The organism is Geodermatophilus sp. SYSU D01106 (assembly GCF_054049995.1).
Window position 1 is genome coordinate 178256 of sequence record NZ_JBJGYM010000009.1, and the last position, 10313, is coordinate 188568.

Annotated in this window: 13 protein-coding genes; 6 read left to right on the top strand and 7 right to left on the bottom strand. The window is 75.2% G+C overall.

What is annotated here, in order from left to right:
* Positions 1–18 precede the first annotated feature (18 nt).
* Both ACI78R_RS12180 and ACI78R_RS12185 read left to right on the top strand, forming a co-directional pair.
* Entirely contained in the window at positions 19–909 is an 891-nt protein-coding gene (locus ACI78R_RS12180) for a PspC domain-containing protein (RefSeq protein WP_457040916.1), read from the top strand.
* A complete protein-coding gene (locus ACI78R_RS12185; protein WP_073421439.1) occupies positions 902–1204 on the top strand; it encodes a hypothetical protein in 303 nt (100 codons plus the stop codon). The genes ACI78R_RS12180 and ACI78R_RS12185 overlap by 8 nt, the downstream gene beginning before the upstream one ends.
* Positions 1205–1296: 92 nt before the next feature.
* Here ACI78R_RS12185 and ACI78R_RS12190 read toward each other — a convergent pair whose 3' ends face one another.
* A complete protein-coding gene (locus ACI78R_RS12190) occupies positions 1297–2058 on the bottom strand; it encodes a dienelactone hydrolase family protein (RefSeq protein ID WP_457040917.1) in 762 nt (253 codons plus the stop codon).
* Here ACI78R_RS12190 and ACI78R_RS12195 point away from each other — a divergent pair.
* Positions 1949–2632, top strand: a complete 684-nt coding sequence (locus tag ACI78R_RS12195) for a helix-turn-helix transcriptional regulator (protein WP_457040918.1) — start codon at positions 1949–1951, stop codon at positions 2630–2632. The genes ACI78R_RS12190 and ACI78R_RS12195 overlap by 110 nt on opposite strands.
* A 3-nt stretch (positions 2633–2635) precedes the next feature.
* On the opposite strand, the gene guaA is transcribed toward ACI78R_RS12195, so the two are convergent.
* Genes guaA through guaB form a run of 3 tightly spaced genes read right to left on the bottom strand, consistent with a single transcriptional unit; the run spans position 2636 to position 6855 of the window.
* A complete protein-coding gene (guaA, locus tag ACI78R_RS12200; RefSeq protein WP_457040919.1) occupies positions 2636–4198 on the bottom strand; it encodes a glutamine-hydrolyzing GMP synthase in 1563 nt (520 codons plus the stop codon).
* Positions 4198–5334: a GuaB3 family IMP dehydrogenase-related protein gene (locus ACI78R_RS12205; RefSeq protein ID WP_073421432.1), complete on the bottom strand. Its 1137-nt coding sequence runs from the start codon at positions 5332–5334 to the stop codon at positions 4198–4200. Before ACI78R_RS12205 ends, guaA begins: the two co-directional genes overlap by 1 nt.
* A 3-nt stretch (positions 5335–5337) precedes the next feature.
* Positions 5338–6855, bottom strand: coding sequence for an IMP dehydrogenase (guaB, locus tag ACI78R_RS12210; RefSeq protein WP_073421948.1), 1518 nt, complete (start codon positions 6853–6855; stop codon positions 5338–5340).
* A gap of 200 nt (positions 6856–7055) precedes the next feature.
* Here guaB and ACI78R_RS12215 point away from each other — a divergent pair, with 200 nt between their 5' ends.
* Positions 7056–7451 carry a DUF5319 family protein gene (locus ACI78R_RS12215; RefSeq protein ID WP_073421430.1) on the top strand — a complete coding sequence of 132 codons (396 nt, stop codon included), beginning with the start codon at positions 7056–7058 and terminating at the stop codon, positions 7449–7451.
* Positions 7452–7453: 2 nt separating this feature from the next.
* On the opposite strand, the gene ACI78R_RS12220 is transcribed toward ACI78R_RS12215, so the two are convergent.
* Together ACI78R_RS12220 and ACI78R_RS12225 are read right to left on the bottom strand one after the other, a co-directional pair.
* Positions 7454–7624: a DUF1059 domain-containing protein gene (locus ACI78R_RS12220; RefSeq protein WP_073421429.1), complete on the bottom strand. Its 171-nt coding sequence runs from the start codon at positions 7622–7624 to the stop codon at positions 7454–7456.
* 158 nt (positions 7625–7782) lie between these two features.
* Positions 7783–8475, bottom strand: coding sequence for a helix-turn-helix transcriptional regulator (locus ACI78R_RS12225; RefSeq protein ID WP_245794671.1), 693 nt, complete (start codon positions 8473–8475; stop codon positions 7783–7785).
* 289 nt (positions 8476–8764) lie between these two features.
* On the opposite strand from ACI78R_RS12225, the gene ACI78R_RS12230 reads away from it, so the two are divergent.
* Positions 8765–9064: a WhiB family transcriptional regulator gene (locus tag ACI78R_RS12230; protein ID WP_073421428.1), complete on the top strand. Its 300-nt coding sequence runs from the start codon at positions 8765–8767 to the stop codon at positions 9062–9064.
* A 64-nt stretch (positions 9065–9128) separates the two neighbouring features.
* Here ACI78R_RS12230 and ACI78R_RS12235 read toward each other — a convergent pair whose 3' ends face one another.
* Complete coding sequence (locus tag ACI78R_RS12235) at positions 9129–9638, bottom strand: hypothetical protein (protein ID WP_073421426.1); 510 nt, start codon at positions 9636–9638, stop codon at positions 9129–9131.
* Positions 9639–9686: 48 nt separating this feature from the next.
* Here ACI78R_RS12235 and ACI78R_RS12240 point away from each other — a divergent pair, with 48 nt between their 5' ends.
* Positions 9687–10127: a MarR family winged helix-turn-helix transcriptional regulator gene (locus ACI78R_RS12240; RefSeq protein ID WP_457040920.1), complete on the top strand. Its 441-nt coding sequence runs from the start codon at positions 9687–9689 to the stop codon at positions 10125–10127.
* Positions 10128–10313 lie beyond the last annotated feature (186 nt).

Below are 10313 nucleotides of genomic sequence, written 5' to 3' on the forward strand. Positions count from 1 at the left end.
CTGGGCACGCTCTGTGCCATGACCGCCGCATCCCCTCCTCCCCCCGCTCCCCCCGTCGAACCACCACCGGTCCGGCCCGCCCTCCGGCGCAGCCGCACCGACAAGTACGCCGGCGGTGTCGCCGGCGGGCTGGCCCAGTACAGCGGCGTCGACCCGCTGCTGTGGCGGGTCGGCTTCGTCGCCCTCACCCTGGCCGGTGGCACCGGCATCGCGATCTACCTGCTGCTGTGGCTGCTCATGCCGGCCGGCCCGAGGCACACCGACGGCGCGCCCGCCGCCCCGCCGGGGCCGCGCTCCCCCGTCGCCGGGATCACCGTCGCCGGACTGCTCATCGTCGTCGGCCTGATGGTGCTGGTCACCCGCTACACGCCCCTCGACCTGGGCCCGCGGGGCTTCCTCGCCGGGGCGCTGCTCGTGGTGGGACTCGGCCTGGTCGCCTCGGCCTTCGTCCGCAACCGCGCTCCGCGCGGCGGGCTCATCGCGCTCGGCTCGGTGCTCACCCTCGCGCTGCTGTTCACCTCGTCGGTGTCGGCCTGGCACGACGGCGAGGGCCCGCGCGGCGGCGTCGGCGACCGTTCCTACGAGCCGTCGACCGTGGCCCAGATCCGGCCCGAGTACGCGCTCGGTGCCGGCAACCTCGAGCTCGACCTGTCCGAGATCGACGTCGACGACATCCGGCAGACCGTCGACATCGCCATCGACCACGGCGCCGGCGACCTCGAGATCACGGTGCCCGAGGACGCCGACGTCCGGGTGGTCCTCGACCAGGGGATCGGCGACGTGGACATTTTCGACCAGAGCGACGGCGGCTTCTTCCCCGCCGAGGACGAGGACGACAGCGACGCCCGTCCCGAGTTCGTCCTGACCATCGAGCACGGCGTCGGAAACGTGGAGGTGTCCCGTGCCTGACTACAGCGAGTTCCCCACCACCCCGACCGGCTGGCAGGAGCGGGCGCTGGCCGAGGACTGGCAGCACCACACCGCGAGCCTCCTGCCCGTCGAGGAGCCGCCGCGCCGGCGCCGTCCCGACCTGGTGGCCCTGGTGCCCGGCGTCGCCTTCGTCCTCCTGGCGCTGACCTTCCTCGCCGGGGTCACCCTGCCGCTGGAGTTCCTCGCCGACGGCGGCCTGCTGTGGCTGCTGCTGGTCGGCGCGGGGGTCCTGCTCCTGGTGAGCGAGCTGCGGAAGGCGCGCCGGAGGCGCTGACCGACAGGGGGACGGTGGTCACGAGGGCCCGGGGAGCTGCTGCTCCCCGGGCCCTCCGCCGTGTCGGGGCGCTGCGACCCGGGGCCTCCTCGTCAGGCGGTCACGCGCGCGACGAAGTCCAGCGCCCGCCCGAACAGCAGCTCCGTGGCAGCCGGGTCGTACTCGCCCGACAGGCCCGCGTCGGTGAACAGGTGGCCCGCGGTGTCGTAGGTGCACACCTCGAGCTCCGCGCCGGCCGCCTCGACGTCGGCCGCGAAGGCCGCGTCCCACTCCGGCGACGCGAGCGGGTCCCCCGTCGCCCGGTGCAGCTGGGCCGGGAGGCCGGCGGGCCAGCCGGCGGCCCCGAGCACCGCCATCGGCAGCGCGCCGGAGAACAGCAGGACACCGCCGCACCGCCGCCGGGTGGCTACGTGCTCGGCCATCCCGGCGCCGTTGGAGAAACCGGCGGCCACGAACCCGTCGGGCAGGTGGCGCACGGCGTCCTCCGCCCGTGCCATCAGCGCCGGGAAGCCGACCTCCTCGACGAAGGCGCCGGCCTCCGCGTAGTCGTCGCCGAAGACCCGGCCGTCGTACTGGTCGACGACGAGGACGTCGTGCCCGGCGGCGCGGAACCGGCCGGCCGCGTCGGTGACGCCCTGCCGGACGCCGAGGACGGAGTGGAAGAGCGCGATCGCTGCCATGCGACGACCCTGCCGCGGGGTCGGTGACACCGTCCTGTCACCGACTCCTGACAGGATCCCGTGCGTGAACCGCACCGACCGGTTGCACGCGCTGACCGAGGAGCTGCGCCGCGCCGGGCCGCGCGGGCGCACCGCCGGGCGGCTGGCGGCCTGGCTGGAGGTGTCGACCCGCACGGTCAAGCGCGACGTCGACGCGCTGCAGCAGGCCGGCGTGCCGATCTGGGCGTCGTCGGGGCCGGGCGGCGGCTACGTGCTCGACGCCGCGGCCACGCTGCCGCCGGTGAACCTGACGCCGGCGCAGGCGGTCGCCGTCGCGGTGGCGCTGGCCGGCGCGGGCGACGCGCCGTTCGCCGCCGACGGCCGGGCGGCGCTGGAGAAGGTGCTCGACGTCCTGGGCCCGGAGGCGCGGGCGGAGGCCGAGCGGCTGGGCGGGCGGGTGTGGGTGCGGTCCGGCGCCGGACGGCCGGACCCGGCGCCGGTGGTCGAGGAGGCGCTGGCCCGCCGTCGCGTCGTCGCCATCACCTACCGGGACCGGGCGGGGACGGCGTCCCGGCGGCGGGTGGAGCCGCACCTGCTCGCCCGCACCGGCGACCGCTGGTACCTGATCGGCTGGTGCCGGGAGCGGGACGCGCCGCGCTGGTTCCGGTGGGACCGGATCGAGGCGGCGTCGCTCACCACCGAGACGGCGCCGGAACGGGACCCCGCCGCCTACGGCACTCCCCCGCCCGACGCCCGCGCCGTCAGGTGAGCGTCACTCCCACTCGATGGTGCCCGGCGGCTTGCTCGTCACGTCGAGGACGACCCGGTTGACCTCGGGCACCTCGTTGGTGATGCGCGTGGAGATCCGGGCGAGCACGTCGTAGGGCAGGCGGGTCCAGTCCGCCGTCATCGCGTCCTCGCTGGACACCGGCCGCAGCACCACCGGGTGGCCGTAGGTGCGCCCGTCGCCCTGCACGCCGACCGAGCGGACGTCGGCCAGCAGCACCACGGGGCACTGCCAGATCTCGGTGTCCAGCTTCGCCGCGCTGAGCTCCTCGCGGGCGATCGCGTCGGCGCGGCGGAGCACGTCGAGCCGCTCGCGGGTCACCTCGCCGACGATGCGGATGCCCAGGCCCGGGCCGGGGAACGGCTGGCGCTGCACGAGCCGGTCGGGCAGGCCGAGCTGCCGGCCCACCTCGCGCACCTCGTCCTTGAACAGCGTGCGCAGCGGCTCGACGAGGGTGAACTGCAGGTCCTCGGGCAGCCCGCCGACGTTGTGGTGGCTCTTGATGTTGGCCGTGCCGGTGCCGCCGCCGGACTCCACGACGTCGGGGTAGAGCGTCCCCTGCACGAGGAAGTCGACGGTCTCGCCGTGCGCCTGCGCGTCGGCGACGACGTCGGTGGCCGCCTGCTCGAACACCCGGATGAACTCGCGCCCGATGACCTTGCGCTTCTGCTCCGGGTCGCTGATCCCGGCCAGCGCGGAGAGGAACTGGTCGCTCGCGTCGACCACCCGCAGGTCGGCGCCGGTGACCTCGGCGAAGTCGCGCTCGATCTGCTCGGTCTCGCCCTGCCGCATGAGCCCGTGGTCGACGTAGACGCAGGTCAGCCGGTCCCCGATGGCCCGCTGCACGAGCGCGGCGGCCACGGCGGAGTCGACGCCGCCGGACAGCGCGCACAGCGCCCGCCGGTCGCCGATCTGCTCGCGGATGCGCTCGACCTGCTCGTCGACGACGTTGCTCATCGTCCAGCTGCGCTCGAGCCCGGCGATGTCGAACAGGAAGTGCTCGAGCACCGTCTGCCCGTGCGCGGTGTGCCGCACCTCGGGGTGGAACTGCACGCCCGCGAGCCGCCGGTCGACGTCCTCGAACGCGGCCACCGGGGCGCCCGTGGAGGTGGCGGTGACGGTGAACCCGGGCGGCGGCGTGCTGACGGCGTCGCCGTGGCTCATCCACACCGACTGCTCCACCGGCAGGTCGCCGAACAGCCGGCCGCCGGTGGTGACGGTCAGCGGGGTGCCGCCGTACTCGCGGTCGCCGGTGTGCGCGACCGTGCCGCCCAGCGACTGGGCCATCGCCTGGAAGCCGTAGCAGATGCCGAAGGCGGGCACGCCGCCCTCGAACAGGGCCGGGTCGACCTGCGGCGCGCCCTCGGCGTAGACGCTCGAGGGGCCGCCGGAGAGCACGATCGCCGCCGGCCGCCGCTCCAGGACCTCCGCCGCCGACACCGACGACGGGACGATCTCGGAGTAGACGCCGGCCTCGCGGATGCGCCGGGCGATGAGCTGGGCGTATTGGGCGCCGAAGTCGACGACGAGGACGGTCGGGAAGTCCATCAGTCGGGTCGACCGCCGATCACGAGGTCCACCCGCTGGAACTCCTTGAGGTCGCGGTAGCCGGTCTTGGCCATCGTGCGGCGCAGCGCGCCGAAGAGGTTGGTGCGGCCGTCGGAGGTCTCGGCCGGCCCGAGCAGCACCTGCTCCAGCGACCCGGCCGCCGGGACCGGCGCCGACGTCCCGCCGCGGGGCAGCCGCGGGTGGGCGGCCACCGAGTCCCACCACACGCCGCCGGCCGGGGCCTCCTTCGCGGCGCGCAGCGGCTCGCCGACCTGGACGGCGTCGGCGCCGCAGGCCAGCGCCCGCGCGATCGCGCCGCTGGTCTCGATCCGGCCGTTGGCGATGACGTGCACGTACCGCCCGCCGGTCTCGTCGAGGTAGTCGCGGCGGGCCGCGGCGGCGTCGGCGATCGCGCTGGCCAGCGGCACGCGCACGCCCATGACGGCGTCGCCGGTGGAGAAGCTGTCGGCCCCGACGCCGACGATCACGCCGGCCGCGCCGGTGCGCATGAGGTGCAGCGCCGTCTGGTAGTTCGCCGCCCCGCCCACGATCACCGGGACGTCGAGGTCGGCGATGAACGACTTGAGGTTCAGCGCGGAGCCCTGCGTGGTCACGTGCTCGGCGGAGACGATCGTGCCCTGGATGACCAGCAGGTCGACCCCGGCGGCGAGCACGGACGGGGCGAGCAGCTCGGTGTGCTGCGGGGAGACGCGCACCGCCGTCGTGACCCCGGCGTCGCGCATCTCCTTGATGCGGGCGCTGATCAGGTCGGGCTTCACCGGCTCGGCGTAGACCTGCTGCAGCAGCGCGATCGGCGGCGGCGCCTCGGCCGCGGCGTCGCGCAGCTGGCGGTAGACCGGCAGCGGGTCGTCGTAGCGGGTCCACAGCCCCTCGGCGTTGAGCACGCCGAGGCCGCCGGCCTGCCCGACGGCGATCGCCGTCGCCGGGCTGACGACGGCGTCGCTGGGGCTGGTGACCAGCGGGATCTCGAACCGGAAGGCGTCGATCTGCCAGGCGGTGGAGACGTCGTCGACGTCGCGGGTGCGGCGGGACGGGACGATGGAGACCTCGTCGAGGTCGTAGCCCCGCCGGGCGAAGCGGTTGAGACCGATCTCGACGGTGTCGCGGCTGGGCATGGGTCAGCGCCCCCGGTAGTTCGGTGCTTCGACCGTCATCTGGATGTCGTGCGGGTGGCTCTCGGTCAGGCCCGCGGCGGTGATGCGGGTGAGCTGGCCGCGCTCCTGCAGGTCGGCCACGGTGGCCGCGCCGGCGTAGCCCATCGACGCCCGCAGGCCGCCGACGAGCTGGTGGGCCACGGTCGCGAGCAGGCCGCGGTAGGGCACCTGGCCCTCGATGCCCTCGGGGACGAGCTTGTCGTCGGAGAGGACGTCGTCGGCGAAGTAGCGGTCGCGGCTGAAGGACTGGTTGCCGCGCTTCTGCATCGCGCCCAGCGACCCCATGCCGCGGTAGGTCTTGAACTGCTTGCCGTTCATGAAGACGAGCTCGCCCGGCGCCTCCTCGACGCCGGCGAACAGCCCGCCGATCATCACCGTGTCCGCACCGGCGACCAGCGCCTTGGCGATGTCGCCGGAGTACTGCAGGCCGCCGTCGGCGATGACCGGCACCCCGGCCGGCTTGCACGCCAGGCTCGCCTCGTAGACGGCGGTGATCTGCGGGACGCCGACGCCCGCGACCACGCGGGTGGTGCAGATCGAGCCCGGGCCGACGCCGACCTTCACGGCGTCCGCGCCCGCGTCGACCAGCGCCTGGGCGCCGGCGCGGGTGGCCACGTTGCCGCCGACGACCTGCACGCCGCCGTCGCCCCCGAAGTCCGTGCGCACCCGGGCGACCATGTCGAGCACGGCGCGCTGGTGGCCGTGCGCGGTGTCGACGACGATCACGTCGACCCCGGCGTCGACCAGCAGGCCGGCCCGCTTGTAGGCGTCCTCGCCGACGCCCAGCGCCGCGCCCACGACGAGGCGGCCGTCGGCGTCCTTGGTGGAGTTCGGGTACTGGTCGCGCTTGACGAAGTCCTTGACCGTGATCAGCCCGCGCAGCCGGCCGGCGTCGTCGATGATCGGCAGCTTCTCGATCTTGTGCTGCGACAGCAGCGCCAGCGCGGTGTCGGCGTCGACCCCGACCGGGGCGGTGACCAGCGGCATCGGCGTCATGACGTCCCGGACGAGCCGGTGCTGGTCGGTCTCGAAGCGCATGTCGCGGTTCGTGACGATGCCGACCAGCACGCCGTCGCCGTCGACGACCGGGGCGCCGGAGATGCGGTAGCGGGCCGACAGCGCGTCGACCTCGGCCAGGGTGTTGTCCGGCGAGCAGGTGACCGGGTTGGTGACCATGCCGGCCTCGGAACGCTTCACGAGGTCGACCTGGCCGGCCTGCTCCTCGGCGGCGAGGTTGCGGTGCAGGATGCCGACGCCGCCGATGCGTGCCATGGCGATCGCCATCCGGGCCTCGGTGACGGTGTCCATCGCGCTCGACAGCAGGGGCACGGCCAGCCGGATGCCGCGGGTCAGGCGGCTGCTGGTGTCGACCTCCGCCGGGACGACGTCGGACTCGCCCGGGATGAGCAGGACGTCGTCGTAGGTCAGGCCGAGCGGGGCGAACTTCGCCGGCAGCTCGGGGGTCCGGTCGTCGGGCTGCATGATCGCCGCCACCCTCTCGTCGGTTCGCCCCCGGCCGGGCGCGCGGGAACCACCCCCGATCGTAGGCGGGGGCGCCGGGGGCCCGGGACGGCGTCCGCGCACGCGTGGGAACGGGAGCCGGAGGCGGCTACCGTGGTCCCCCGGACGCGCGCCCGCGCGACCGCACGAGAGCGACCGCGCCGCACGAGGGAGGAGGCACCGTGGGTCCCTTCGACGACCTGCCGGGCCCCGACTCAGGCTCCACGCCGTCGGACCCGCCGCCGCTCACCATGGAGGAGCGCGCCGGCGTCCTCGACGACCTCGCCGAGCTCGAGGTGTTCCGCACCCTGCTCGAACCGACGGGCATCAAGGGCATCGTCGTCGACTGCCCGGACTGCGACGAGGAGCACCACGTCGACTGGGCGCTGATGCAGGCGAACCTGCGCCAGCTGCTCGAGGAGGGGCAGACCGGCCGGCACGAGCCGCCGTTCGACCCGGACCCCGACGACTACGTCAGCTGGGACTACGCCAGCGGTTACGCCGACGGGGTCGCCGCGATGGCCGAGCGCGAGGAGCCCGGGGGCGGCAGCACCGGCCGCCACGCCCGGGACGACTGACCTCAGACGTCCCGGACGAGGGTCGCGAGGCGTCCCTCCAGCTCGGGGGTCACCTCGACGCGGTGCGCCTCCCGGGCGTGCGGCCCGACCTGCGCCATCAGCTCGTCGACCGACTCGGCCCGGACGACCGCCTCGCAGTCGAACCCGGCGTCGCGGCAGCGCAGCTCCTTCATCGTCGTCCCCTCCGGCGGCGGCCCCGTGCACGGTCAGCGTGCGCCGGGACGGCCGTCCGGGCCAGGGGTACCGGCGCGATCCGCGTGCACCGGGACGAGAACGCGCCGAGGGCCCCCTCCGGTGCTCCGGAGGGGGCCCTCGGCGTGCGTCCGTCGTCTCAGGTCATCATCCCGCGGCGGAAGCCCGTCGCGACGGCCTCGGCCCGGTCCTTGGCGCCGAGCTTGCGGAACAGCCGGCGGGCGTGGGTCTTGATGGTGTCCTCGGACAGGTAGAGCTCGCGCCCGATCTGGGCGTTGCTCTTGCCCTGGCTCATGCCGGTGAGGACCTGCATCTCACGCATGGACAGCGTCACCGCGGGCGCGGCCTCGCGGACCGGCGTGCTCACCGCGCGCGGGCCGGCGCCGTTGAGCGGCGTGGCCCACGCGGGCACCGGGGCGCCGACGGAGGCCAGCGGCACGGAGGCGCTGACCTGCTGCGGCGGCCGCGGGCCCTCCGGGCGCAGGCCGACGCGGGACAGGCCCAGGCCCATCTCCAGCGCGCTCGCGTCCCAGCGCAGGTAGCCCCGCGCACCGACGGCGACCGCGCCGCGGACGGTCTCGGCGTCGTCGGGGGCACCGAGCACCAGCACGGGCACGCCCGGGTGGCTGCGCAGCACCGTCGTCGCGACGCTCAGGCCGGTGTCCACGGCGCGCTGCGTGCCGACCAGCAGCACGTCGGGCTGCCGGGTGGCCAGCCGCTGCATCAGCGCGACCGCGTCACCGACGACCTCGACGCGTCCCACGAACGGGAGGGCCACCAGGCGGGCGGCGACGTCGTCGCGCACGCGGCGGCGCTCGTCGTACACCCACACGGTCGTGGCACCGTGTCCCGGTCCACGCATCCTGTCGTCGATCACTCGCTGCTCCTCGTCTCCCCCGGCCGGGCGGGGCGCCCGGGTCACTCGACCCGGGGAACGGCACGGCCTGCAGTCACCTTGACCGCCGGTCAGGACGGGGAACACCCGTGCTCACCCTGCGGGGGGAGACGGGAGCCGGGAAAATGTCCGATCCCGGTGTGTTTGACCCCGGGGACCCTCGGGCACCGGCACCCCAGCAGCCGGACCGCCCCCTCCGGCTCGCACCGAGCCGAGGAGGACCGACATGGCCGACATCCGCCGACTGCCGACGCCCGTGGCCGAGGTCTGGGACTGGCAGCTGCACGGCGCCTGCCGTGGAGAGAGCACGGCCCTGTTCTTCCACCCCGACGGCGAGCGCGGCCCCGCGCGGGCCCGTCGTCAGGCGGCCGCGAAGGCCGTCTGCGCCTCCTGCCCCGTCGTGGAGGCGTGCCTCAAGCACGCGCTGAGCGTCCGCGAGCCCTACGGCGTGTGGGGCGGCATGAGCGAGGAGGAGCGGGCCCGGCTGATCGCCGCGGAGCCCGCCGCCGTCGCCGCGGGCGTCTAGCCGCACAGACGACGAGAGGGCCGGTCCAGCACTCGCTGGACCGGCCCTCTCGCTGCGTCCGGGGTCAGTCGACCCGCTCGGCGGTCATCAGCTCGTCGTGCACCCAGGTGACGCCCCGGTCGGGGGACGTCTCGGCCGACCAGGTGAACGAGCGCGGGCGGACGTCGGAGAAGCGCCAGCGCAGCCACGGCTCCTCGTCGTCGCTGAGCAGGAGGACGCCGCCGTCGCCGGTGGGGCGGCCGGTGAAGCGCCGCACGCGCCCGTTGACCGGGTCCATCCACGTCGAGCGCCACGTCCCGGGGGCGTGCGGGTCGGGGAAGCGGACCGTCGTCCCGTGGAACGCCCGCGGCGGGACGCCGGCGCCGGGCCGTCCCGGACCGGGCACCACCCAGACGTCCTGCACCGCCCGGCCGCCGAGCACGCGGCCGACGTGCAGCTCCCCCTCCGCCGTCGCCCAGTCCCCGTCGGGCCCGAGGCCGCGCCAGGACAGCCGCCAGCTCCCCGCCAGCCGGCCGAACAGCGCCAGCGCGTCCTCGCCGTCGGGCTCGGGCGAGTGCAGGACCTCGTGCAGCACGGCGACCTCCTCGTCAGTCTCCTGTCAGGACGACAGTAGACTGTCATCATGACCGACGTCCAGGAGGCCTACCGGCTGCTCGTCGCCGACGTCTACGAGCTCGCCGGCACGTCCCGGCGCACCAGCGAGGCGATCGCCGCGACGGCCGGGCAGACCACCGCCCGGTGGCACGTGCTCAGCGTCCTGTCCGGGGCGCCGTCGACGGTGGCCGCCGTGGCCCGCCGACTGGGCCTCGCCCGCCAGTCGGTGCAGCGGGTGGCCGACGACCTCGTCGCCGACGGCCTGGCCGACCGCGCGCCCAACCCCGACCACCGCACCGCTCCCCTGCTGGAGATGACCGGCGCGGGGCGGGCGGCGCTGGCGGCGCTGGTCGAGCGCGGGGACGCCGACCGGGCGCGCGTCCTGGCCGCGGCAGGCACCTCCGCCGAGGAGCTGCTGGCCTGCCGGGAGGTCCTCCGGCGCCTGGTCGCCGCGCTGGACGGCCCCTGAGGCGGCCCCTGAGACGACGGGAGGGCCGGCCCAGCAGACGCTGGGCCGACCCTCCCGGTGTGCGGGCCGTCCTGGCTCACGTCCGTGCGTGCTGGGTCCCCGGCGGCGGTGTGGCAGGACGGCGGCCGATTAGCACAACTGCTCGGGGGGGACGGGGTGAGTGGGGGTGGGCCTTACCTTGCGTGT

Excerpts from the sequence above, each read along its gene's own strand:
- ACI78R_RS12180 (WP_457040916.1), top strand. The coding sequence starts at position 19 with ATGACCGCCGCATCCCCTCCTCCCCCCGCTCCCCCCGTCGAACCACCA.
- guaA (WP_457040919.1), bottom strand. The coding sequence starts at position 4,198 with ATGGACTTCCCGACCGTCCTCGTCGTCGACTTCGGCGCCCAATACGCC.
- ACI78R_RS12205 (WP_073421432.1), bottom strand. The coding sequence starts at position 5,334 with ATGCCCAGCCGCGACACCGTCGAGATCGGTCTCAACCGCTTCGCCCGG.
- guaB (WP_073421948.1), bottom strand. The coding sequence starts at position 6,855 with ATGCAGCCCGACGACCGGACCCCCGAGCTGCCGGCGAAGTTCGCCCCG.
- ACI78R_RS12220 (WP_073421429.1), bottom strand. The coding sequence starts at position 7,624 with ATGAAGGAGCTGCGCTGCCGCGACGCCGGGTTCGACTGCGAGGCGGTC.
- ACI78R_RS12230 (WP_073421428.1), top strand. The coding sequence starts at position 8,765 with ATGGCCGACATCCGCCGACTGCCGACGCCCGTGGCCGAGGTCTGGGAC.
- ACI78R_RS12240 (WP_457040920.1), top strand. The coding sequence starts at position 9,687 with ATGACCGACGTCCAGGAGGCCTACCGGCTGCTCGTCGCCGACGTCTAC.